Origin of the sequence: Novosphingobium resinovorum (assembly GCF_027922145.1) — a bacterium.
Classification (GTDB): Bacteria; Pseudomonadota; Alphaproteobacteria; order Sphingomonadales; family Sphingomonadaceae; genus Novosphingobium; species Novosphingobium resinovorum.
Genome location: NZ_BSFC01000011.1, coordinates 502,371 through 523,015 on the forward strand (window position 1 = coordinate 502,371; position 20,645 = coordinate 523,015).

Below are 20,645 nucleotides of genomic sequence, written 5' to 3' on the forward strand. Positions count from 1 at the left end.
TTCGAGGGAAGGGAAAACAGGCAATGTCTCGCGGACAATTCTATCTCGACAAGTCGAACGCCAAGATTTCGGGCGTGTGCTCAGGGATCGCGGATTACACCGGCGTCGATGCGCTGTGGATCCGGCTGGGCGCCGTGCTGCTGCTGTTCGCCGGGTTTCCGATCGTGATCGCCATCTACTTCGGCGTGGCCTGGCTGGCAGACAGCCGCCCGATGGGCCTCTATTCCGAGGACGAGGAAATGCGCCTGCTGCGCCGCATGGAACGCCGCCGCGCCCGCAAGGGGCTGACGAGCGGGGGGCTGAATTTCAGCCAGCCGTCCACCTCCAGCCGCCTGCGCACCGACTTGTCCGACATGGACCGCCGGATCGCGGACATGGAGGCACACTATTCCAACAGCAACTCGCGCCTTGCGGCCGAGATCGACTCGCTGCGCTGACACGCAGCCATCCGGGCAACGCCATCCGGGCAACAGGGACACGACGACATGGAAGACGCAATCTGGGTGCTGATCCCGCTCGCACCGTTCATCATGGGCGGCTTCGCGATCTGGACCAAGCACCAGCGCAAGCTCGCCGAACTGCAGATCGAGGCGACCGCCGAAAAGGCCGCGCAATACGCCTCGCACAGCCGCGAACTCGAAGAGCGCGTGCGGGTGCTGGAGCGGATCATCACCGACGGCGGCTATGACACCGCCCTCCAGATCGAGGCGCTGCGGGACCGGCGCGAGGTCGAAAGCGCCCGCACGGCCGAGCCCAAGATCAACTGAGGAGACCGCCATGCAATGGGGTGGACCGGACTTCGTCCTCGTCATCGTCGGCATCTGTACCGGCGGCTGGGTGCTCAACAACTGGATCCGCGCGCGCCACGGCTATGCGCTGGAGGACGAATGGGGCGGCAAGACCGAGCGTGCGGATCACGCTGCTGGGGCGCGACTGGCTGAGGAAAACGCGCAGCTGCGCGCCCGGCTGGAAGCGCTGGAGAGCCGCACCGCCAGCCTCGAAACCATCGTCACCGATACCGGATACACGACCGCCGCGCAGATAGAGAGCCTGCGCGCGCCGCTTCAGAAGGCAGCATCGCAATGAGCCCCGGCGATTTCCTCGGCCTTTGCGCCGTCCTCATCACCATCATCTCTGTCTTCGCGATCCTGATGGGCGCCTACAAGCGCCGCCTGGCCTTCCTCGAGCGCAAGCTGGAGATCACCGTCGGCGCGACCGCCGAAAAGGCCGCACAGTACGCAGCGCAAAACAGCACGCTTGAAAATCGCGTGCGGGTGCTGGAAAGAATCATCACCGACGGCGGCAGCGGCCACGACATCGCGCTCCAGATCGAAGCGCTTCGAGTCGAGGACGCGCACGACGGCGATAGGGTGAAGGTGACCAAGCAATGAGTTTCTGGACTGCCGTAGTCGTTCTTTTCGCCATCGGCTGCGTGACCTGGCTCAAGTCCCAGCGCTACCGCGCGCTGGGCGACAAGCGGGACCGCGAGGCCGGCGGCTACGATCACACCGCCCGCGAACACGAACTGGAGCGCGAGGTCGAGACCATGCGCAAGCGCATCGCTGTGCTGGAACGCATCGCCACCGACGAACGGCGCGGCAAGGACCTTGCCCGCGAGATCGACGCCCTGCGGGATTGACATTTATCGCCAAATAGGTTATATAGCCCAGCATCCGATCCGGCGATGATCACGCCGGAGAGGTGTATCGGGTCGGCGTCGTGGGCCGGGATGCGGTTTTAGCCGCGATCGCGCAAACCACGCGTCCATCGAAGACCCGGACTGTCTCTGCGCTACCGGAAACGCCGTCCATACGTTTCTGCGACACACGGCAGGACTTGGGACGGCCATCCCCGGATAGCCTTCGGCCGATAACGATGCGAACCCTAACGACGGCCACATGGGACTTTCCGATGGAATACAGGTCGAGCCGGGCTGCACCGTGATTACCCGGCCGCTCGCCAGAGCTTCACGGAAAACAAAACACCGCGTCCCGGTGAGGACGCTCCCGACGCCGACCCGATGTTCTCGGTATTCGCGTTGATTTCCCCTGGCGTAACGGCCCGCACTCGCCAGCGGGCGTTTCCGCGTGCGCTGACTGCACGCACGGCGTCGTCATCCCAGCGAAGGCTGGGACCGCTGGCCGCGCAAAGCCCAACCCTCGGCAGGGCGTTTGAACGTTGGCTCGCCGTAACAGGCCAGCGGTCCCAGCCTTCGCTGGGATGACGGGGTTAGGCGCGCGTCCTCCCCGTTCCGGGGAGGAAGTTACGGCACCCGTTTCTCCAGTTCCGCCAGCCATACCGCTGCGCTGGCGTCGGACGGTGCGCGCCAGTCGCCCCGGGGGCTGAGGGCTCCGGCGGTGGACACTTTCGGGCCATTGGGAATGGCCGAGCGCTTGAACTGGCTGAACGCGAAGAAGCGCGTCACGAACTTCTCCAGCCATGAACGGATGACCGGCAGTTCGTAGGCGTTCTTCTTGGCTTCCGGGAAGGCGTGCGGCCATGCCCCCGCCGCCGTGTCGCGCCAGGCGTGCCAGGCGAGGAACGCGACCTTCGACGGCTTCTGCCCGAAGCGCATGACGTGGTGGAGGAAGAAGTCGTTGAGTTCGTAAGGCCCGATCTTCGCCTCGGTGCTCTGGATCGCGCCGTCGGCCCCGGCGGGCACCAGTTCGGGCGAAATCTCCGTCGCGAGGATCGCCAGCAGGATCTCCTCGGTCGAGGCGCTGAACTGGTCGGTCGTGGCGCACCAGCGGATCAGGTACTGGATCAGCGTCTTGGGCACGCCCGCGTTGACCGCGTAGTGGCTCATCTGGTCGCCGACGCCGTAAGTACACCAGCCCAGCGCCAGTTCCGACAAGTCGCCGGTGCCCACCACGAAGCCGCCGTGCTGGCTGGCGAGGCGGAACAGATAGTCGGTGCGCAGCCCCGCCTGGACGTTCTCGAACGTCACGTCGTAGACCGGCTCACCATTGGCGAAGGCATGGCCGATGTCATGGAGCATCGTCGTCGCGGCGGGCCGGATGTCGATCTCCTGCGCGGTGATGCCGACGGCGTCCATCAGCTTCCACGCGTTGGACTTCGTGCCGTCGCTCGTCCCGAAGCCGGGCATCGTGTAACCGCGGATGAACTCACGCGGCAGGCCGAGCCGGTCGCAGGCGCGCGCGGCGACGATCAGCGCGTGGGTCGAATCGAGGCCGCCCGAGATGCCGATCACCAGCGACTTCGCATGGGTCGATTCGATCCGCCGCATCAGGCCGTCGACCTGGATGTTGAACGCCTCGTAGCAGTCGGCGTCCAGCCTGTCGGCGCGCGAGGGGACGAACGGGAAGCGGCTGACCGGGCGCACGAGGCCGATGTCGCCGCCGGCCGGGGCGTGGCGGAAGGGGACGGTGCGGAATGTTTCCTCCGGCTTGCCCGCGACGTCCGCCGCGTCATTGAACGTGGGCGAGCGCAGGCGGTCCATGACGATGCGGTCGCAGTCCACGTCGGCCACGCACAGTTCCGCTTCCAGCGAGAAACGCTCCGATTCCGCCAGCAGGTCGCCGAGTTCGTAGACGATGCCCTGCCCGTCCCATGCGAGATCGGTCGTGCTTTCGCCGTGTCCCGCCGCGCAGTAGATATAGGCCGCCATCGCGCGCGCCGATTGGGCCCGGCACAGCATGTGGCGCTCGTCCGACTTGCCGATGACGATGTTGGAGGCGGACAGGTTGGCGAGGATCGTCGCCCCCGCGATCGCGCCCAGCGAGGACGGCGGCGTCGGCGCCCAGAAGTCCTCGCAAATCTCGACGAAGAAGCGGAAGTTTTTCAGCACCTCGGACGCGAAGACGAGATCGACGCCGAACGGCACCTCCTGCCCGTTCACGGTGATGGTGGAGCCCCGGACGGTCTTGCCGCTGGCGAACCAGCGCTTCTCGTAGAACTCGCGGTAGTTGGGCAGGTAGGACTTGGGCACCACGCCGAGCAGGCGGCCCTGCGCGATGACCAGCGCACAGTTGTAGAGCCGCCCCTTGCGCTCCAGCGCGGCGCCGACCAGCAGCACCGGCGAAAGGTCGGCGCTGGCCTTGACGATATCGGCCACCGCGGCCTCGACCGCCTCGATCATCGCGCCCTGCAGGTGCAAGTCGTCGATGGCGTAGGAGGACAGGCTGAGTTCGGGGAAGACCAGCAGGTCGACATGCGCCGCATGGGCCCGGCGCGCTTCGGCAAGGATCGCATCGCGGTTGGCGGCGACGTCGGCGGTCTTCACGCGCGGGGTCGAGGTGGCGACGCGGACGAAGCCATGCTCGTGCATGGAGAAGAACGGGTGGCTGGTGTCGGTCATCGGCATTCCTCGAATTCGTCGTCCCGGACTTGATCCGGGACCGCTGGCCGTGAACAGCCGTCCTCTCGGCAGGGCGCCCTGCACGATGAAGCTCACCTAAAGACCGCCAGCGGTCCCGGATCAAGTCCGGGACGACGGTTGGCCTTTGCGAAATGTTCGCAATATCCTCTTGCCCTCGCCGCCCCCGCCTCTAAATGCCGGGTCTATGCGTGACCTGGACGATATCCGCGAAGAGTATGAATTCCTCGATGGCGACGAACGCTATCGCCTCCTGATCGAACTGGGGCGCGAGCTGGACGATATGCCCGAGGCGCTCAAGACCGACGCCACCAAAGTGCGCGGCTGCTCCGCCAGCGTCTGGGTCTATCCCATGGCGCGCGAGGACGGCACCCTGCACTTCCTGGCGGACAGCAACGCGGCGATCACCAAGGGCATCGTCTCGCTGGTGATCTCGGCGGTGCAGGACAAGCCTGCCGCGACGGTGGCCGCGACCGACATTGCGGCGGCGCTCGAACCGTTCGACTTGCGCAACCAGCTCTCGTCCAACCGGACGCAGGGCGTGCCCAACATGATCGCGCTGATCCGGGAAACTGCCGCGCGATATGCCCAGGGCTAGGAAATATCTCTGGATCACGGCGGGGGTAATCCTCGTCGGGATCGGCACGCTGGGCATCTTCCTGCCGCTGCTGCCGACGACGATCTTCTGGATTCTCGCCGCCGGGTGTTTCTCGAAGAGCCACCCGGAATGGGCTGAGCGGCTCTATCGACACCCGAAGTACGGCCGCCACTTGCGCGAATGGCGCGACCGGCGGGCGATCAGCCGCAAGGGCAAGATCGCGGCGATCTCCACCATGGGCCTGAGCGTCGCGATCGTATGGTTCACCGCAGGCGAAATGTGGGCGCTGATCCCTCTAGCGGTGCTGGCGACGATCGGGACGTGGATCTGGACGCGGGCGGAATAAATCCTCCCTGCGCTTGCTCGGGGAGGGGGACCGCCGACGCAGTCGGTGGTGGAGGGGGAGAAGACCCCTCCGTCAGCCCTGCGGGCTGCCACCTCCCCATTCCTTCGGAACAGGGAGGATAGACCTAGTCCACCGCCTCGCGCAGCACGGCGATGCCCTGTTCGCGCTGCGCCCGCAGTTCCCGCTTGAGCACCGCCGGATCGCGCGCGACGACGAAGCCGAAGCTGACGCCGCCTTCCTTGCCGATGGTCGCATGGTGCAGCTTGTGGGCCTGCACCAGCCACTTGGCATAGCCGCGCTTGGGCACCCACCGGAAATAGCGCTGGTGGACGAGGCCGTCGTGGATCAGCGTGTAGATCACGCCGTAGACCAGCACGCCGAGACCGATCCACGTCCCCGGCCACCACGCTCGCTCCCCCATCACCAGCGGCGAGCCCAGCGCGAACATGGAAATGCTGATCGCCGCCCCGAACACGGCGTAGAGGTCGTTCTTCTCCAGCATTTTGTCATGCGGCTCGTGGTGGTCGCGGTGCCAGGCCCAGCCGAAGCCATGCATGATGTACTTGTGGCTCGACCACGCGACGAACTCCATCGCGGCGGCGGAGGCAAGGACGATCAGGACGGCGGCAAGGGCGGACATGGCCTTGCCCTTATACTGCCAACGCCTCTCTTCACACACAAAATCCCGTCATCCCCGCGCAGGCGGAGATGACGCGACTGAAGCTGCGACACTCTCTTACAATTGCACACACCCTTGCGACGGGCCGTCTAGCTGACGTTCAGTTTCACAAGCCTAATCCTGAATGCATCGGAAGCGACCTTCCGAAAACAGTTTCCAGCAAGGAGTGCGACCCATGCGCCAGTTCACCAAGTTCATCGCCCCCGCCCTGATCGCCGTCACCGGCCTCGGCGCCATCGCCCCCGGCATCGCCGAGGCCGCGCCGAACCGCCACGTCCAGGCCGCCCGCCACTACGACATTCGCTCCGACATCCAGGGCCTGCGCGCCAACATCGACCGCGCCGCCGCCCGCCGGACGATCTCGCAGCGCGAAGCCTCGGGCCTGCGCCGCGATGTCGTCGATATCCAGCGTCTCTACGGCCAGTACTCGCGCGGCGGCCTCTCCGCGCAGGAGACCCGCATCCTCGGCAACCGCGTGAACAAGGTCTACGCCTCGCTGCGGATGGAGCGCCACGATTACGACCGCCGCCGCGGCTGATCGGCGACCGGGAACCCCAAGTCGCGGAATAATCCGGCAGCCTTTGCCGTAGCCCGCAGTTTCCCTCCCGGCAGAACAATCCCCCCACACAGGAATCCCCCCATGAACAAGCTGACCAAGATCATCGCCCCCGCCCTCGTCGCGCTGCTCGGCGGCGCCTCGCTGGCCCCTGCCGTCGCCGAGGCCGCACCCTACCACCACGACCAGCGCGACCATGCGCGCCGTGGCCACCACGCCCCGCCGCGCTACGTGAAGCATCACCGCGCTTCGAAGCACTACTGGCGCAATGACCGCCGCCACCACGACGACCGCCGCTATCGTTCGCGCTACGATCGCCATGACCGTTACGATCGTCGCCACCACTGATCGACCGGGCCGGTAACCCTGAATTCCGGCCCGCACACTCCCTAACGCGCCCGGCCGCAAGGACCGGGCGCGTTTTACATGGCGGTGCGAGCGCCTCGCAACAGCAACGATCGATCGTCAGGTCAATTCGGATTGAATGAAAATTTCATTCGAGGGGCGCAGCGAATCGCCCTGCCCCTTGAATTTCGCAAGGGCGGGGCCTAATCGCGCCTGATCATGACAACCGCACCGCGCACCCTCTACCAGAAGATCTGGGACGCCCACGTCGTCGACCAACGGGACGACGGCACCTGCCTCATCTATATCGACCGGCACATCGTCCATGAAGTGACGAGCCCGCAGGCTTTCGAGAGCCTTCGCGCCGCCGGTCGCCCGGTGCGTCGCCCCGATCTTACGCTCGCGGTGCCTGACCATAACCTGCCCACCACCGCGCGCCGCGACGCGAACGGCAACCGCGTGCCGATCGCCGATCCGCAGAGCGCCCAGCAGCTCGACATGCTGGAGAAGAATGCGCCTTCGTTCGGCATCCGCTACATCGGCGACGCCGATCCGGAACAAGGCATCGTCCACGTCGTCGGCCCCGAGCAGGGCTTCTCGCTGCCCGGCGCCACCATCGTCTGCGGCGACAGCCACACAGCCTGCAACGGCGGCCTGGGCGCGCTGGCCTTCGGCATCGGCACGTCCGAGGTCGAGCACGTGCTGGCCACCCAGACGCTGCTGCTCAAGCAGTCGAAGACCTTCGAGGTCCGGGTCGAGGGCACGCTCGGCGCCGGGGTCACCCCGAAGGACGTGATCCTGCACGTCATCGGCGTCATCGGCACTGCCGGCGGCACCGGCTACGTGATCGAGTACACCGGCAACGTCTTCCGCGAGATGTCGGTCGAAGGCCGCCTGACGGTATCGAACATGTCGATCGAGGGCGGCGCCCGCGCCGGTCTGGTCGCACCGGACGAGACGACTTTCGCCTACGTCAAGGGCCGCCCCTATGCGCCCAAGGGCGCGGACTGGGACAAGGCCGTCGCCTGGTGGAAGAGCCTGGCGACCGACGAAGGCGCGACGTACGACAAGTCCGTGTTCATCCGCGCCGAGGACATCCAGCCCACCGTGACCTGGGGCACCAGCCCTGAGGACACCTCCGGCATCGGCGGCGTCGTCCCCGCGCCTGAGGACTTCGCCGACGCCTCCAAGCGCGACGCGGTCAAGCACAGCCTCGACTACATGGGCCTGACGCCCGGCACGAAGCTGACCGACGTGGAAGTGCAGAACGTCTTCATCGGGAGCTGCACCAACAGCCGCATCGAGGACATCCGCGCCGCCGCCGAAGTGCTCAAGGGGCGCCACAAGGCCGACAACGTGAAGTGGGCGATCGTCGTCCCCGGATCGGGTCTGGTCAAGGCGCAGGCCGAGGCCGAGGGTCTGGACAGGATCATCATCGATGCGGGTCTGGAATGGCGCGAGCCGGGCTGTTCGGCCTGCCTTGCCATGAACCCCGACAAGGTGCCTGCCGGAGAGCGCTGCGCCTCCACCAGCAACCGCAACTTCACCGGCCGCCAGGGTCCGGGTGCGCGCACCCACCTGATGAGCCCCGCCATGGCCGCCGCCGCCGCCGTCACCGGCAAGCTGACCGACGTGCGCGACCTCGCGCCAATGACTGAACCGGCCTAAGCTGATAGGATCTCCCCCATGTCCAACGATTCCGACAACTCGCTCGCAGGCCGCGCCGCCATCGCCGCCGGTGCCGCCATCGGTTCGGCCGCCATCGCCGCTGCCCTGCTCTTCGTGAAGCGCCGCAGCGACCGCAAGAAGGCCGACGCGCAGCCGCCGAAGACCAACACGGCTCCACACTTCCCGAGCGAGACGGACTGATGCAGGCGATCAACCACGTCGCCGGCAAGGCGATTCCGTTCGGCCGTAAGAACGTCGACACCGACGTCATCATCCCGGCGCACTGGCTCAAGACGATCACCCGCACAGGTCTCGGCAAGGGCGCGTTCGAATCGATCAAGCTGGAAGACGGCAACGTCTTCACCGACGAGCGCTGGGCCGGCGCGCCGATTCTCATCGCGGGTGACAACTTCGGCTGCGGCTCCAGCCGTGAGCACGCCGCCTGGGCGCTGCTCGACATGGGCGTGACTTGCGTGATCGCGCCGAGCTTCTCGGACATCTTCTCGGGCAACGCCTTCAAGAACGGCATCCTCACCGTGGCGCTGCCGCAGGAGGCGATCGACCGCCTGATGGAAGTGGCGCAGGACGAGACGATCGACATCGACCTCGACACGCAGTCGGTGACCACGCCGTTCCAGGATCGCTTCACGTTCGAGATCGATCCGTTCCGCAAGCACTGCCTGCTGAACGGCCTAGACGAAGTGGGCCTGACGATGGCGCAGGGCGAAACGATCTCGACCTACGAAGGCAAGGCACGCGAAACGCTGTCGTTCCTTGCCAGCCCGGTGCTGGCGGCCTGACCGCAAAATCCTCCCTGTTCCGAAGGAATGGGGAGGTGGCAGCCCGCAGGGCTGACGGAGGGGTCTTCTTCCCCTCCACCCCCGCCTGCGGCGGCGGTCCCCCTCCCCATCGCTTCGCGACAGGGAGGATTCTTCGCCTCTCGATCCATCGGTCGCTATTGCGAATCAAGGATTGCCCCGCAGCCCCGCGTTCCCTATCGGCATGGACAACGCTTTAACCCGAGGTTGTCCGATGACGAGTTTCCAGGACCGCGAGCGCGCCGAAGAAGCGAAGTTCGCTCACGACGCCGACACGCTGTTCCGCATCCAGGCCCGCCGCAACCGCCTCGTCGGTGAATGGGCGGCCGAACGCATGGACTTGTCGCAGGCCGAAACCGATGCCTATGCCAAGGCCGTCGTCCAGGCCGACTTCGAGGAAGCGGGCGACGAGGACGTCATCCGCAAGCTGCTGGGCGACCTGACCGCCGCCGGCGTCGATACCACCGAAGCGGAAGTGCGCGCCGCACTGGCCGCCAAGCAGGTCGAAGCGCGCCGCGCTTTCCTGGGCTGAGGACTATCCGATGGGCATGACCGCTACCGAAATCGAGACCATGATCCGCGCCGCGCTGCCGGACGCGGAAGTCACGATCACCGACCTCGCCGGGGACAACGACCACTACGCCGCGCACGTCGTCTCGGCCGCCTTCACGGGCCGCCCCCGCGTCGCGCAGCACAAGATGGTCTACGAAGCGCTGGGCGGCCGCATGGGCGGCGTCCTTCACGCCTTGCAACTCACCACCGCCGTCCCCAACTGACGCAAGCATACTACTCAAGGGTTTTACTGAAATGTCCGACGTCAATGCCCGTATCGGCGATATCGTAAAGAGCAACGACGTGGTCCTCTTCATGAAGGGCACCCCGCTGTTCCCGCAGTGCGGCTTCTCCAGCCGCGCGATCGCCATCCTCGAACACCTCGGCGTGCCTTACGAGACCGTCGATGTGCTACAGGACATGGAAATCCGCCAGGGCATCAAGTCCTACTCGGACTGGCCGACGATCCCCCAGCTCTACGTCAAGGGCGAGTTCCTCGGCGGCAGCGACATCATGATGGAGATGTACGAGGCCGGCGAACTGCACCAGCTCATGACCGACAGCGGGATCGCTGCGCAGGGCTGATCTGCCGACAGCACCGGATTACGAAGGCTCGGGAAGCGATTCCCGGGCCTTTTCATCGCCCGTCATCGCGGACCTGATCCGGGATCGCTGGCCGTGAACAGCGGCGCCTGCGTCAAGGCGCCTCGCGGCCTGCACCGGGCTAAAGACAGCCACCGGTACCGGACAAAGCTGGGACGACGAATGCCTGGATGTATGGGGAACCCCGGGGAGGCGGGGCCGGGAGACTGTCCGGCCCCGCCTCTATCGAGACTGCTTCTCTCGGGGTACGATACTTCATAAGCATGGCCTGTGCCAGTTCTGATTTTTCCCGAAAATCAGCCATTTCTTCGGTTCACGTGTCAGCGCGTGCGTCATGCCTTGTAAATTCTGCCGACACTGCCACCTGAGTCGCCTGGCGCTTTTCCGCTTGCGTGCCCCTTCCCCAGCGGCAAGATCGGCGGCAATGATCCAGACCGCTCCCTCCGACCAGCCGATGCCGACAGACGGCCCCGCCGTCGTCCCTGCCGCCACCGTGGTGGTGTTCCGCCACGCCGCCGACGGCGGACCGCCCGAACTGCTGATGCTCCAGCGCTCGGACGGCATGCGCTTCGCGGGCGGAGCGGCGGTGTTTCCCGGCGGCCGCGTCGATCCCGCAGACCGCGAACTCGCCCGCCGCCTGCTGCCCGGCGAATCGGAGGAGATCGCCTCCGCCCGCATCGCCGCGATCCGCGAGACGCTGGAGGAAGCGGGCCTCATGATCGCCACCCGCGCCCCCGTCACCGCCCGCGAAGCCGCAGAAGCGCGGGCGATGCTGCTGGAGGTCGGCCGGCTCGACACCGTGCTGGAGCGCTTCGGCTGGGAACTGGACCCGCAGGCGCTGACCTTCTTCGCGCACTGGTGCCCCTTGTGGGAGAAGGCCTTCGACACGCGCTTCTTCGTCGCCGACATCGGCACCGGCGCGGTGGACGTCACGGTCGATGCCACCGAGAACTCGCGCCTGTTCTGGGCGAGCGCCGCCGATGCTCTGGCGATGGCCGATCGGGGCGAGATTTCGGTGATCTTTCCGACCCGCCGCAATCTCGACCGCCTTGCGCAGTACGCCGATCATACCGAAGCGCTGGCCGACATCGCCGCCCACCCCGTCGTCCGCATCCACCCCGAGTTGGAAATGCGCGAGGACGGCGAATGGCTCGTCATCCCTGCCGGGCTCGGTTATCCGGTGCTGGGCCAGCTCAAGGCGACGGTGCGGCGCGGTTAGGTCAGGCCGGTACGGCGGTCGGCTCCTGCCCTTTCGCACCACCCGCGGCGTAAAGACCGAGCGCGACCGCTGCCGCAAAGAACACGGCTATCGCCACGATCGCACCGTCGTAACTGCCGGTGACCGAATGGACCCGCGCCGCTCCCACGACGGCGACCGCGATGAACGGCAGCCCGATCAGCGTGTTGAGCCCAAAGCCCCGGCTGTAGCTCGCCTGTCCGAACGAATCGGTCAGCCCCTTGCCCAGCGTCGGGATCGCGCCCGCGCCGTGCATGCCGATGAGGCCGATCAACAGGGCCGCCATCCAGAACGGCGGGTGCTGCAACAGCAGAGTCCACAGCACTGCACAGTCGAAACCGATGAGCGCCAGCGCCCTCGCCCCGCCGATGCGGTCGGCGATCCAGCCGAACAGTATCGAGCCGGCAATCCCGACCAGCGACATGATCGACTGCAGCAGCGCCGCCTCGGGCCGGGTGAAGCCCCAGGAAAGCCCCATAGGCACCAGCAGCGAGCCCAGCAGCACCGAACTCGTCATGCTGGCCACCGCCGCCAGCGAGATCGCCCAGAAGCGCGGCCGCGCGAGCAGTTGCGCGACGCTGAACGATCCGTCGGCGGTGCGCTTCGCATCGGGTTCGGGCGCCAGCGTCTCGGTATGCCCCGGCGGGTGATCGATCGCCAGCAGCGCCAGCGGCAGCAGCAGCGCCGCCGCGATCAGGCCGATGGACAGGTAGATCACGCTGGGCGAGACGACGGAAAGCGCCCGCTCCAGTGTCCACGGCACCACCGCGATCACCACCGGCAAGTGGACGATACCCAGCGCCAACCCGCGATTGCGGTTGAACCAGCGTCCCACCAGCGTCGCCGGGCCGATCGATCCGGCGAGGCTCAGCGCAGGGCCGAAGCAAAGCCCGTAAGCCAGCAGGTAAAGCGCATAACTCTGCGTCCATGCCAGCGTGAGATAGCCCGCCACCGTCAGCAGCGCACCGACGAGCAACAACAGGCGGAGCGAAACCTTCGCGATCAGCACGCCCACGAAAGGCGCGAGCACCGACGAGCCCACCAGCACCAGCGGGATGCCCGCCGCCGCCTCTTCCGCACTGACGCCGAGGCGTTGCTCGACCGAGGCCAGCATCAGCCCGAACGAGCCCATGACGGTGCCGATCACCATGTTGTGCGACACGCCCGCGATCACGCCCATGCGTACCGCAAGCGGATGGTTGGGAGCATCGCTCCCCGTTCCGACAGGTGCTGCCAAGCGCTCTCTCCCGATGCCTGAACCCAATGTTCCTGGCGTGCCGGCGATTGCATGCCGGTCTGTTCGCAAGAGAGTGCGGGGCTGCCGCTCGGCTTGGCCAGAACTTTCCGGCCGGATGAACGAGAATTCGCCGGGGCGACGTTATCGCTCAGACGCTGGCGTGCGATCCGTGCGTTGCGGCGATGTGCTCGAGCACCGGGCCGTAGAGCGGACGGTCAAACTCGACCCCGGCAAGGTCGCTGCTGACCCAGCGCACCACGCCCGACATGCCTTCCATCCCCTTGGGCCGCACGATCAGGCGCGCGCCGACGCGGAAATAGATGCCGCGCATGCGCAGGCAGCAGCCCTCCACCGAGATGTCGGAAATCTCGCCGTCATCCCGCAGACCGCTCTGCGTGCGGCACTGAACGGCCAGCGCGACGGAGCGTCGCTGCGATCGCCGGGGAAGAACGGTGCGGGTCATGAGCGGGAGAATACAACCGATCGGTTTATGATCGCTTAAACTTCATCGCGCGCCCGTTCGAACACGGTTCGAACTCAATCCGGGAAGCAGGGCGACCATTTCCGAAGACAATGGCGCGCCCGACAGGGTTCGAACCTGTGACCCCAAGCTTAGAAGGCTCGTGCTCTATCCAGCTGAGCTACGGGCGCGCGCCGGATTTCCCATAGCGTGGTTACCGCGCGGCGCAAACCGCTGGCAGCGCAAACTTGTGCTTTGCGCTGCAGCAAAGCCACGTTACGCACAGGCAATGACCGCCGCTACCGACGCTCCATCGCCTCTGTCCCGCCCCTTGTCACGCATCGACGGCCTTACCGGCGCCCGTCGGCACTTCCGCTATTTCGACTACGTGATGGCGGCCTTCGTCGCGATCCTGCTGCTGTCGAACCTGATCGGTGCGTCCAAGCTGGCGAATATCGGCGGCGTGACGTTCGGCGCGGGCATCCTGTTCTTCCCCGTCAGCTACGTCATCGGCGACGTGCTGACCGAAGTGTACGGCTATGCCAATGCCCGCCGCTGCGTCTGGGCGGGCTTCTTCGCGATGATCTTCATGGCCTTCATGAGCTTCGTCGTCGTCGCCATGCCGCCGGATTCCGGCTGGACCGGACAGGCCGCCTACGAAGCGGTATTCGGCTCGACCTGGCGCATCGTCCTCGCCTCGCTGACCGCGTTCTGGGCGGGTGAGTTCGTCAATTCCTTCGTCCTCGCCAAGATGAAGCTGATGACCGGCGGCAAGCACTTGTGGATGCGTACCATCGGCTCGACGGTGGTGGGACAGGCCGCCGACAGCGCCCTGTTCTATCCCATCGCCTTCCTCGGCACCTGGACGCACGAGCAGGTGCTGACCGTCATGGTCACCAACTGGGGCATGAAGGTGCTGTGGGAAGCGGTGCTGACGCCGGTAACTTACGTCGTCGTCGGCTGGCTAAAGAAGCGCGAGGGCGTCGAGGTGTTCGACGACAATCTCGATTTCTCGCCTTTCGCCAAGGCAAAATCGGTCTGAACGTTGTGAGCAGGGCGCTGAGCCGCGCTTTTTACAGGGCTGCCGCATTTTCCGAGTCGTCAGCTGTTTCCACCTGACTTGAAAATGCTCTAGGCCGCGCCGACCATGCTCGACCGCATCCTCCTGTCCCGTTTCCGCAACCACCACGAGACCGCGGTGGAAGGCACGGCGCAGTTCAACCTGCTGGTCGGCGAGAACGGCGCCGGTAAAACCAACGTGCTGGAGGCGATCAGCCTGCTCGCGCCCGGACGCGGCCTCCGCCGGGCGCAGCTGGTGGACGTGCCCGCGCAGGACGGCGACGGCGGGTTCGCGGTGAACGCTGCACTGCGCATGCCCGGCCAAGGGGAAGGGAGCGAGCCCGTCCGCCTCGGCACCGGCGTCGCGGCGGAGCGTCCCGGGCGGCGGCTTGTGCAGGTGAACGGCGCGCAGGCATCCGCCCTGAGCCTGGCCGAGTGGCTCTCGATCGGCTGGCTGACCCCGGCGATGGACCGCCTTTTCGTCGAGAGCGCGGGCGCGCGGCGGCGGTTCCTCGACCGGCTGGTGCTGGCGATCGAGCCCGCCCATGCCGGCCATGCGGCGCGCCTGGAGACGGCACTGCGCGAGCGCAACCGCCTGCTGTCCGACGAACGTTCGCCCGATCCGCACTGGCTCGACGCCATCGAGGTGCAGATCGCCGAGGCCGGGGCGCTGGTGGCGACGGCCCGCGCGCGCCTCGTCACCCGGCTGGAGGCGGCGCTGGCTCGGCTTCCCGACACGCCTTTCGCGCGCCCTTCGCTGACCTACCAGCCCGGCGGCCCGGTCGAGGCCGGTGCGCTTGCCATCGCCCTGCGCGACGGGCGGCCGCGCGAGCGGGCGGCCCAGCGCACCCTTACCGGCCCCCACCGCGACGAACTGGGGGTGACGATGGCGGGCAAAGGGCAAGCGGCAGCGGAATGCTCGACCGGCGAGCAGAAGGCGATGCTCATCGCCATCACTCTCGCGCATTCGCAGCTGCTGGAGGCAGATGGGGAGAACCGCCCGCGCCTGCTGCTGCTGGACGAGGTCGCCGCGCATCTCGACCCGCTGCGGCGCGAGGCGCTGTTCGACCGGCTGCGGGCAGGCTCCGCGCAAGTCTGGCTGACGGGGACCGAGATCGCCCCGTTCGAGGCAATCGCGGCGGAAGCGGCGGTATGGGAGGTCAGCGCGGGGACGGTGCGGCGGGTCTGACCACTCGGTTGTCATTGCGAGCGTAGCGAAGCAATCCAGGGCAGTCTTGAGCCGCCTTGGATTGCTTCGCTACGCTCGCAATGACGAAGTGAAGAGGGGACCTCACCTCTTCGGCAAAGCATCCGCCACATCGTCCACCGTCGCCGCCACGATCGCGTCTATGCCGATAGCCGTAGGATGCACGTGATCGCCCTGCATAAGATCCGGCTTGTCGATCACCGGCTGGAGGAAGAACGGCACCAGCACCGCGCCGTACTTCTCCGCCAGCTGCGGATAGATCGGGTTGAAACCCGAGGCATAGTCCCTGCCCAGGTTCGGCGCCGCCAGCATTCCGAGCAGCACCACGCCGATCTTCTCCTGCCGCAACCGCTGGAGGATCTTCTCCAGGTTCGCGCGCGTCTCGGCCGGGGGCAATGAGCGCAGCATGTCGTTGCCGCCGAGGCTGATGATCACCAGTTCGGGCTTGGCCGGCTGGCTTTTCAGCGTGAAGTCGAGCCGCTGCAGCCCCGCCGCCGTGGTGTCGCCCGAGACCCCGGCATTGGCGATGCGCGCGTTGACACCCCGCGCGCGCAGGGCCTGTTCGAGCCGGTCGGGGTAGCTTTCGCCATCCTCCAGTCCGTAGCCCGCCAGCAGCGAATCCCCGAAGGCGAGTATCCTGCGCTCCGGCCCCATGACCGGTATCTGCGGCGGCGCATCGACGGCCGACCGGCTCTCCTGCACGGGCGGCGCCGGGGCCTTGTCGCAGGCGGAAAGCGCCAGGGTGGAGGCGGCAAGGAGAGCGAGGGAAACGAGGCGCAAGGCATTCTCCTGAAGGGACCGACTTGTCGGATGCACTGGTGCTATCCCATATGGGGATGGTGACAAGCCCTGCCCAAGCCCGCTCCGCCCTTTCCGGCACTCCTTCCCCCGCTTCCGACGACACTATTCTGGCCCGCGACCTGCGCCTGACGCTGGGTTCCGGGGACAGTGCGGTCGAAATCCTCAAGGGGATCGACCTTTCCGTGCCCCGGGGCCAGACGCTGGCGCTGCTCGGTCCTTCGGGATCGGGCAAGTCGTCGCTGATGGCGGTGCTCTGCGGGCTGGAGCGCGCCAGTTCGGGCACGCTGGAGGTCGCCGGACAGGACTTCGTGGGGATGGACGAGGACGCCCTTGCCCGGGCGCGGCGCGGCAGGATCGGCATCGTCCTCCAGGCGTTCCACCTGCTGCCGACGATGACCGCGCTGGAAAACGTCGCCACGCCGCTGGAACTCGCGGGAATGCCCGATGCCCGCGCGCGGGCCGAAGCGGAACTCACGGCGGTCGGGCTGGGCCATCGCCTGTCGCACTATCCCGCGCAGCTTTCCGGCGGCGAGCAGCAGCGCGTCGCCATCGCCCGCGCCCTCGCTCCCCGCCCGGCGCTGGTCTTCGCCGACGAGCCGACCGGCAACCTCGACGCCGCCACCGGCGCGGCAATAATCGACCTGCTTTTCGCCCGCCGGGCCGAGACCGGCGCGACCCTGCTCATCATCACTCACGACGAAAGCCTCGCCCACTGCTGCGAGCGCGTAGTGACCATCGGCGACGGCCAGATCGCCAGCGACATACGGGCAGGCGAACACCTTGGCTGACGCCCTCCCGTGGCGGACCGCCTGGACACTCGCCCGCCGTGACCTCTCGGCCCGGTTCAAGGGGCTGCGGCTGCTGCTCGTGTGCCTGTTCCTCGGCGTCGGCGCGATCGCCGCGATCGGGACGCTGACCGGCTCGATCGAGCGCGAACTGGGAACGCGGGGGCGCGAAATCCTTGGCGGCGACATCGAACTGAGGGTCTGGCAGCGCGCCTTCGGCAAGGACGAGGATGCGGCGCTCTCCCGCCTCGGCCGGGTTTCGCGCGGGCAACGCATGCAGGCCATCGCCACGAAGGGAGATGCCACCGCGCCCGTCGCGCTCAAGGCGGTGGACGGGAACTGGCCGCTCTACGGCCGCCTCGAACTGACCGACGGCCGCCGCGTCGGCGCCCCAGCCCCCGGCACGGCATGGATCGCCAAGGGCACCGCCGCCCGCCTCGGTGCCGGGAAGGGCCAGCGCATCGCCATCGGCGGCGTGCCAGTGATCGTGGGCGGCATCATCGCGACCGACCCCGAGCAGATGAGCGAGGGCTTCGCGCTGGGCGACACCGCCGTGGTGCCGCTCGACCTTCCCGCGAGCGCCGGGCTGACCGCGCCGGGCGCCATGTACCGCAGCGTCGTACGGGTGCGCTTCGCCGACCCCGCGCGCGATCCCGAAGCGGTGATCGACGCCCTCAAGTCCCGCTTCGGCGACGGCTTCGACACCCGCACCCGGCTGGCAGCCTCGCCTTCGACCGAGCGCTTCGTCACCCGCATGGGCGAGTTTCTCGTGCTGGTCGGGCTTGCCGCGCTGGTGATCGCCGGGATCGGCATCGGCGGCGGCGTCTCGTCCTATTTGGAGGCACGGCGCAGTTCGATCGCAACCCTGAAGGTGCTCGGCGCCACCAGCGGCGACATCGCGCGCATCTATCTCCTGCAGGTCGGCGCGGCCGCCCTGGTCGGCAGCCTGGCAGGGCTTGCCGCAGGCGTGCTCGTGACCCCGCTCCTCGCCTCGGCGCTGCAGAGCCTGCTGCCGGTCGAGCCCGGGTTCACCGTCTCCCCCGCGGCGCTCGCGACGGCGGCGGCCTATGGCCTGCTGGTCGCGCTGATATTCTCCGCGCCGCCGCTGGTGCGGGCGCGCAGCTGGCCCGCGATGGCGCTGATGCGCGCCCGCGTGGCGCCGCTCACGGCCGACCGCAAGGCGCTCGCCCTGCCGGTCGGCCTCGGCCTTGCCGCCATCGTCGCGCTGGCGCTGCTCAACGCCGCGCAGCCGCTGGTGACGCTGGGCTTCCTCGGGGCCTCGGCCGCGATGCTCGGCCTGCTGGCGCTCGTCGGCCTCGGCATCCGCAAGCTCGCCGCCCGCCTGCCGAGACCGCGCGGGCCGATGCTGCGCGCGGGACTGGCGAACCTCCACCGCCCGGGCGCGCAGACCGGGGCGCTGGTCACGGCGCTCGGCTTCGGACTTTCCGCCTTCGTGCTGATCGCGGCTGTGCAGACGAGCCTCGACGCCAACATCCGCCGCACCGTGCCCGAGCGCGCGCCCGACTTCTTCGTGCTCGACGTGCCGAAGGACAAGGCCGATGCCTTCGCCGACGCGGTCGAGCGGACGATCCCCGGTTCCACCCTCAAGCTGGTGCCGAACATGCGCGGCCGCATCCTTGCCTATGGGCCGAAGGACCGGATGACCCGCGTGGCCAGCCTCGGCAAGGACCTGCCCGATGGCGCCTGGGCGCTGCGCGGGGAGCGCGGTCTGACCTACTCGGTCGGCGTGCCCGAGGGCAGCAGCGTCACCTCCGGCCAGTGGTGGCCCGAGTTCTACCGGGGCGAGCCGCTTGTCTCGGTCGATGAGAGGCTGGCCGAGGCGATCGGCCTGAAGGTCGGCGACTACGTGACCGTGGGCGTGCTGGGCGTCGAGAAGACCGCGCGCATCGCGGCGCTGCGCCGGATCGACTGGGACAGTCTGGGCTTCAACTACGTGCTGGTGTTCTCGCCCAATGCGCTGGCCGACGCCCCGCACAACCTCGCCGCGACGATCGAGGTGCCCAAGGGCGCGTCCACGGCGGGCCTGCTGCCCCGGCTGGTGCGCGCCTTCCCCTCGACCTCGGTGATCGAGACGGGGAGCCTGCTGCGCGATGCCCGCGCGCTGCTCGACCAGATGTCGGCGGCGATCCTCGCGGCATCCTCGGTTGCAGTGCTGGCGGGGCTCGCGGTGCTGCTGGGCGCTATCGCGGCGGCGCGGGCGAGCCGGACGTACGACACCGTGATCCTGCGCGTGCTGGGCGCCAGTCGCGGGCAGCTGCTCGCGGCGCAGATGGCGGAATACGGGCTGCTCGCCGTGGTGCTCGCCCTCGTCGCGTTGGGCGCGGGCAGCGCGATGGCTTGGGCGGTGATCGTCAAGCTGTTCGAGTTCGCCTGGCTGCCCGACTGGCCGCGCGTGCTGGCGGTTCTGGCCGCCGGGCTGCTGCTGATCCTCGGCTTCGCCCTAGCCGGAACGCTGCCGCTGCTGCGGGCGAAACCGGCAAGGGCGCTGCGCGAACTTTAGAAGCCGATCTCTACCCTCACCACTCATTGGTCATTCCCGCGAAGGCGGGAACCCATCTGCTGACGCTTCCTGTTCGCGATCATCAGATGGGTCCCCGCCTTCGCGGGGATGACGGGATTGGAAATCAGGCGAAGACCTCGCGGTTGTCGAACAGCACGCTGGGATCGCGCGTCTTGTAGACGAGCGTGCTGGCGACGATGTCGTGCAAGCCCTGCTTGCGCTCGGTGAAGGCGACCATGATGTAGCCGATGCACAGGATCAGGCTCGACAGGATCTTGGCGAAGTAGCGCCCGGTCGCACGCGCGAAAGTCAGCCGTTCGCCCCGCAGGTCGGTAACGACCACGCCGACGGCCAGCTTGCCGACGGTCGCCTGCAGCTTCGAGCTTTCCATGATCGCGAAGTAGAGCCAGTTGATCACCAGCGACGCGCCGATCATGCCGAACATCATCATCCCGAACGCCGCGTTCTCGCCCGCGCCCAGCCCCGTCAGCGGCAGCGCGAGGCCGACGCCGAAGATGCCGCCGATGATCGAAGTCGCGATCTGCAGGATGATCGCGTCAAGGATGTAGGCGAGCACGCGCCACCAGAAGCCACCATACGGAATCATGCATTCCCCCTTATTTTTGCGGCCTGCCCAGCCTGACAATGCGACGCAAGTTCACATTTAAATCGGGAAATTACAAAGACTTTCTGTTCCGCCTTCCGAAGCCGTAAAGAAAGAGGGGCGCAGGAGGCCGAGCCTCCCGCGCCCCTTTTCAGGTCCGCGTCCCGCTTCTCTTGCCGTACCTCCTCCCAGAGACGACACGGCGGGTACGCGCTTCACACGCTCCGGGCTTT

The 20,645-nt window shown here is 67.3% G+C and carries 26 protein-coding genes and 1 tRNA gene; 20 read left to right on the forward strand and 7 right to left on the reverse strand.

Features of this window, described 5'->3' with window-relative positions; all coding sequences use genetic code 11:
- Positions 1–23: 23 nt before the first annotated feature.
- From PKE80_RS07225 to PKE80_RS07245, 5 genes are read left to right on the forward strand one after another with little or no spacing between them, the layout of a single operon-like run.
- Complete coding sequence (locus PKE80_RS07225) at positions 24–437, forward strand: PspC domain-containing protein (RefSeq protein WP_271181916.1); 414 nt, start codon at positions 24–26, stop codon at positions 435–437.
- Positions 438–485: 48 nt separating this feature from the next.
- On the forward strand, positions 486–767 hold the full coding sequence (locus PKE80_RS07230; RefSeq protein WP_008830687.1) for a hypothetical protein: 282 nt from the start codon (positions 486–488) through the stop codon (positions 765–767).
- 10 nt (positions 768–777) lie between these two features.
- On the forward strand, positions 778–1,086 hold the full coding sequence (locus PKE80_RS07235) for a hypothetical protein (RefSeq protein WP_271181917.1): 309 nt from the start codon (positions 778–780) through the stop codon (positions 1,084–1,086).
- Positions 1,083–1,391, forward strand: a complete 309-nt coding sequence (locus tag PKE80_RS07240; RefSeq protein WP_271181918.1) for a hypothetical protein — start codon at positions 1,083–1,085, stop codon at positions 1,389–1,391. The genes PKE80_RS07235 and PKE80_RS07240 overlap by 4 nt, the downstream gene beginning before the upstream one ends.
- On the forward strand, positions 1,388–1,639 hold the full coding sequence (locus PKE80_RS07245) for a hypothetical protein (RefSeq protein WP_271181919.1): 252 nt from the start codon (positions 1,388–1,390) through the stop codon (positions 1,637–1,639). The genes PKE80_RS07240 and PKE80_RS07245 overlap by 4 nt, the downstream gene beginning before the upstream one ends.
- Before the next feature lie 624 nt (positions 1,640–2,263).
- On the opposite strand, the gene PKE80_RS07250 is transcribed toward PKE80_RS07245, so the two are convergent.
- On the reverse strand, positions 2,264–4,324 hold the full coding sequence (locus PKE80_RS07250) for an NAD(+) synthase (RefSeq protein WP_373877738.1): 2,061 nt from the start codon (positions 4,322–4,324) through the stop codon (positions 2,264–2,266).
- A 199-nt stretch (positions 4,325–4,523) separates the two neighbouring features.
- Between PKE80_RS07250 and PKE80_RS07255 the strand changes: the two genes are divergently transcribed.
- Complete coding sequence (locus tag PKE80_RS07255) at positions 4,524–4,934, forward strand: SufE family protein (RefSeq protein WP_271181921.1); 411 nt, start codon at positions 4,524–4,526, stop codon at positions 4,932–4,934.
- Positions 4,921–5,280, forward strand: coding sequence for a YbaN family protein (locus PKE80_RS07260; RefSeq protein WP_069709069.1), 360 nt, complete (start codon positions 4,921–4,923; stop codon positions 5,278–5,280). The genes PKE80_RS07255 and PKE80_RS07260 overlap by 14 nt, the downstream gene beginning before the upstream one ends.
- Positions 5,281–5,404: 124 nt before the next feature.
- Here PKE80_RS07260 and PKE80_RS07265 read toward each other — a convergent pair whose 3' ends face one another.
- Positions 5,405–5,920 (reverse strand): sterol desaturase family protein, encoded by a 516-nt coding sequence (locus PKE80_RS07265; protein ID WP_271181922.1) that lies wholly within the window; start codon positions 5,918–5,920, stop codon positions 5,405–5,407.
- Positions 5,921–6,134: 214 nt separating this feature from the next.
- On the opposite strand from PKE80_RS07265, the gene PKE80_RS07270 reads away from it, so the two are divergent.
- From PKE80_RS07270 to PKE80_RS07310, 9 genes are all read left to right on the forward strand, one after another.
- Positions 6,135–6,497, forward strand: coding sequence for a hypothetical protein (locus tag PKE80_RS07270; RefSeq protein WP_008832915.1), 363 nt, complete (start codon positions 6,135–6,137; stop codon positions 6,495–6,497).
- A gap of 102 nt (positions 6,498–6,599) precedes the next feature.
- Positions 6,600–6,863, forward strand: a complete 264-nt coding sequence (locus PKE80_RS07275) for a hypothetical protein (protein ID WP_008832914.1) — start codon at positions 6,600–6,602, stop codon at positions 6,861–6,863.
- Between the two features lie 216 nt (positions 6,864–7,079).
- The gene (leuC, locus tag PKE80_RS07280; protein WP_271181923.1) at positions 7,080–8,528 is read left to right on the forward strand and encodes a 3-isopropylmalate dehydratase large subunit; all 1,449 of its coding nucleotides are present in this window, start codon (positions 7,080–7,082) and stop codon (positions 8,526–8,528) included.
- Between the two features lie 18 nt (positions 8,529–8,546).
- Positions 8,547–8,729: a hypothetical protein gene (locus PKE80_RS07285; RefSeq protein ID WP_036530245.1), complete on the forward strand. Its 183-nt coding sequence runs from the start codon at positions 8,547–8,549 to the stop codon at positions 8,727–8,729.
- Positions 8,729–9,328 carry a 3-isopropylmalate dehydratase small subunit gene (leuD, locus tag PKE80_RS07290; protein ID WP_271181924.1) on the forward strand — a complete coding sequence of 200 codons (600 nt, stop codon included), beginning with the start codon at positions 8,729–8,731 and terminating at the stop codon, positions 9,326–9,328. The genes PKE80_RS07285 and leuD overlap by 1 nt, the downstream gene beginning before the upstream one ends.
- A gap of 232 nt (positions 9,329–9,560) precedes the next feature.
- Positions 9,561–9,878, forward strand: a complete 318-nt coding sequence (locus PKE80_RS07295) for a DUF1476 domain-containing protein (RefSeq protein WP_036529513.1) — start codon at positions 9,561–9,563, stop codon at positions 9,876–9,878.
- A 10-nt stretch (positions 9,879–9,888) separates the two neighbouring features.
- The gene (locus PKE80_RS07300; RefSeq protein WP_008832123.1) at positions 9,889–10,122 is read left to right on the forward strand and encodes a BolA/IbaG family iron-sulfur metabolism protein; all 234 of its coding nucleotides are present in this window, start codon (positions 9,889–9,891) and stop codon (positions 10,120–10,122) included.
- Between the two features lie 31 nt (positions 10,123–10,153).
- Complete coding sequence (grxD, locus tag PKE80_RS07305) at positions 10,154–10,483, forward strand: Grx4 family monothiol glutaredoxin (protein WP_271181925.1); 330 nt, start codon at positions 10,154–10,156, stop codon at positions 10,481–10,483.
- 442 nt (positions 10,484–10,925) lie between these two features.
- The gene (locus PKE80_RS07310) at positions 10,926–11,720 is read left to right on the forward strand and encodes an NUDIX hydrolase (protein ID WP_271181926.1); all 795 of its coding nucleotides are present in this window, start codon (positions 10,926–10,928) and stop codon (positions 11,718–11,720) included.
- Between the two features lies 1 nt (position 11,721).
- Here the strand turns inward: PKE80_RS07310 and PKE80_RS07315 are convergent, their stop codons facing one another.
- The 3 genes from PKE80_RS07315 to PKE80_RS07325 all read right to left on the reverse strand — a co-directional run bounded on the left by PKE80_RS07315 (position 11,722) and on the right by PKE80_RS07325 (position 13,626).
- Positions 11,722–12,975 (reverse strand): MFS transporter, encoded by a 1,254-nt coding sequence (locus tag PKE80_RS07315; protein ID WP_271181927.1) that lies wholly within the window; start codon positions 12,973–12,975, stop codon positions 11,722–11,724.
- Positions 12,976–13,123: 148 nt separating this feature from the next.
- Positions 13,124–13,438, reverse strand: a complete 315-nt coding sequence (locus PKE80_RS07320; protein WP_211149779.1) for a PilZ domain-containing protein — start codon at positions 13,436–13,438, stop codon at positions 13,124–13,126.
- A 111-nt stretch (positions 13,439–13,549) separates the two neighbouring features.
- A tRNA-Arg gene (locus tag PKE80_RS07325) sits at positions 13,550–13,626 on the reverse strand.
- A gap of 98 nt (positions 13,627–13,724) precedes the next feature.
- Here PKE80_RS07325 and PKE80_RS07330 point away from each other — a divergent pair.
- A complete protein-coding gene (locus tag PKE80_RS07330; protein WP_008832128.1) occupies positions 13,725–14,477 on the forward strand; it encodes a queuosine precursor transporter in 753 nt (250 codons plus the stop codon).
- 105 nt (positions 14,478–14,582) lie between these two features.
- Positions 14,583–15,683: a DNA replication/repair protein RecF gene (recF, locus tag PKE80_RS07335; protein ID WP_271181928.1), complete on the forward strand. Its 1,101-nt coding sequence runs from the start codon at positions 14,583–14,585 to the stop codon at positions 15,681–15,683.
- Between the two features lie 102 nt (positions 15,684–15,785).
- On the opposite strand, the gene PKE80_RS07340 is transcribed toward recF, so the two are convergent.
- Positions 15,786–16,481 carry an arylesterase gene (locus PKE80_RS07340; protein ID WP_211149776.1) on the reverse strand — a complete coding sequence of 232 codons (696 nt, stop codon included), beginning with the start codon at positions 16,479–16,481 and terminating at the stop codon, positions 15,786–15,788.
- 50 nt (positions 16,482–16,531) lie between these two features.
- Here PKE80_RS07340 and PKE80_RS07345 point away from each other — a divergent pair, with 50 nt between their 5' ends.
- Positions 16,532–17,290 carry an ABC transporter ATP-binding protein gene (locus PKE80_RS07345; protein WP_211149782.1) on the forward strand — a complete coding sequence of 253 codons (759 nt, stop codon included), beginning with the start codon at positions 16,532–16,534 and terminating at the stop codon, positions 17,288–17,290.
- Positions 17,283–19,808: an ABC transporter permease gene (locus tag PKE80_RS07350; RefSeq protein ID WP_271181929.1), complete on the forward strand. Its 2,526-nt coding sequence runs from the start codon at positions 17,283–17,285 to the stop codon at positions 19,806–19,808. The genes PKE80_RS07345 and PKE80_RS07350 overlap by 8 nt, the downstream gene beginning before the upstream one ends.
- Positions 19,809–19,932: 124 nt before the next feature.
- On the opposite strand, the gene PKE80_RS07355 is transcribed toward PKE80_RS07350, so the two are convergent.
- Positions 19,933–20,415: an RDD family protein gene (locus PKE80_RS07355; RefSeq protein ID WP_008832133.1), complete on the reverse strand. Its 483-nt coding sequence runs from the start codon at positions 20,413–20,415 to the stop codon at positions 19,933–19,935.
- Positions 20,416–20,645: the final 230 nt, after the last annotated feature.

What these genes read in the sequence shown, in the direction of transcription:
- PKE80_RS07225 (WP_271181916.1), top strand. Translation starts at nt 24, where the DNA reads ATGTCTCGCGGACAATTCTATCTCGACAAGTCGAACGCCAAGATTTCG.
- PKE80_RS07230 (WP_008830687.1), top strand. Translation starts at nt 486, where the DNA reads ATGGAAGACGCAATCTGGGTGCTGATCCCGCTCGCACCGTTCATCATG.
- PKE80_RS07235 (WP_271181917.1), top strand. Translation starts at nt 778, where the DNA reads ATGCAATGGGGTGGACCGGACTTCGTCCTCGTCATCGTCGGCATCTGT.
- PKE80_RS07240 (WP_271181918.1), top strand. Translation starts at nt 1,083, where the DNA reads ATGAGCCCCGGCGATTTCCTCGGCCTTTGCGCCGTCCTCATCACCATC.
- PKE80_RS07245 (WP_271181919.1), top strand. Translation starts at nt 1,388, where the DNA reads ATGAGTTTCTGGACTGCCGTAGTCGTTCTTTTCGCCATCGGCTGCGTG.
- PKE80_RS07250 (WP_373877738.1), bottom strand. Translation starts at nt 4,324, where the DNA reads ATGCCGATGACCGACACCAGCCACCCGTTCTTCTCCATGCACGAGCAT.
- PKE80_RS07255 (WP_271181921.1), top strand. Translation starts at nt 4,524, where the DNA reads ATGCGTGACCTGGACGATATCCGCGAAGAGTATGAATTCCTCGATGGC.
- PKE80_RS07260 (WP_069709069.1), top strand. Translation starts at nt 4,921, where the DNA reads ATGCCCAGGGCTAGGAAATATCTCTGGATCACGGCGGGGGTAATCCTC.
- PKE80_RS07265 (WP_271181922.1), bottom strand. Translation starts at nt 5,920, where the DNA reads ATGTCCGCCCTTGCCGCCGTCCTGATCGTCCTTGCCTCCGCCGCCGCG.
- PKE80_RS07270 (WP_008832915.1), top strand. Translation starts at nt 6,135, where the DNA reads ATGCGCCAGTTCACCAAGTTCATCGCCCCCGCCCTGATCGCCGTCACC.
- PKE80_RS07275 (WP_008832914.1), top strand. Translation starts at nt 6,600, where the DNA reads ATGAACAAGCTGACCAAGATCATCGCCCCCGCCCTCGTCGCGCTGCTC.
- leuC (WP_271181923.1), top strand. Translation starts at nt 7,080, where the DNA reads ATGACAACCGCACCGCGCACCCTCTACCAGAAGATCTGGGACGCCCAC.
- PKE80_RS07285 (WP_036530245.1), top strand. Translation starts at nt 8,547, where the DNA reads ATGTCCAACGATTCCGACAACTCGCTCGCAGGCCGCGCCGCCATCGCC.
- leuD (WP_271181924.1), top strand. Translation starts at nt 8,729, where the DNA reads ATGCAGGCGATCAACCACGTCGCCGGCAAGGCGATTCCGTTCGGCCGT.
- PKE80_RS07295 (WP_036529513.1), top strand. Translation starts at nt 9,561, where the DNA reads ATGACGAGTTTCCAGGACCGCGAGCGCGCCGAAGAAGCGAAGTTCGCT.
- PKE80_RS07300 (WP_008832123.1), top strand. Translation starts at nt 9,889, where the DNA reads ATGGGCATGACCGCTACCGAAATCGAGACCATGATCCGCGCCGCGCTG.
- grxD (WP_271181925.1), top strand. Translation starts at nt 10,154, where the DNA reads ATGTCCGACGTCAATGCCCGTATCGGCGATATCGTAAAGAGCAACGAC.
- PKE80_RS07310 (WP_271181926.1), top strand. Translation starts at nt 10,926, where the DNA reads ATGATCCAGACCGCTCCCTCCGACCAGCCGATGCCGACAGACGGCCCC.
- PKE80_RS07320 (WP_211149779.1), bottom strand. Translation starts at nt 13,438, where the DNA reads ATGACCCGCACCGTTCTTCCCCGGCGATCGCAGCGACGCTCCGTCGCG.
- PKE80_RS07330 (WP_008832128.1), top strand. Translation starts at nt 13,725, where the DNA reads ATGACCGCCGCTACCGACGCTCCATCGCCTCTGTCCCGCCCCTTGTCA.
- recF (WP_271181928.1), top strand. Translation starts at nt 14,583, where the DNA reads ATGCTCGACCGCATCCTCCTGTCCCGTTTCCGCAACCACCACGAGACC.
- PKE80_RS07345 (WP_211149782.1), top strand. Translation starts at nt 16,532, where the DNA reads ATGGGGATGGTGACAAGCCCTGCCCAAGCCCGCTCCGCCCTTTCCGGC.
- PKE80_RS07355 (WP_008832133.1), bottom strand. Translation starts at nt 20,415, where the DNA reads ATGATTCCGTATGGTGGCTTCTGGTGGCGCGTGCTCGCCTACATCCTT.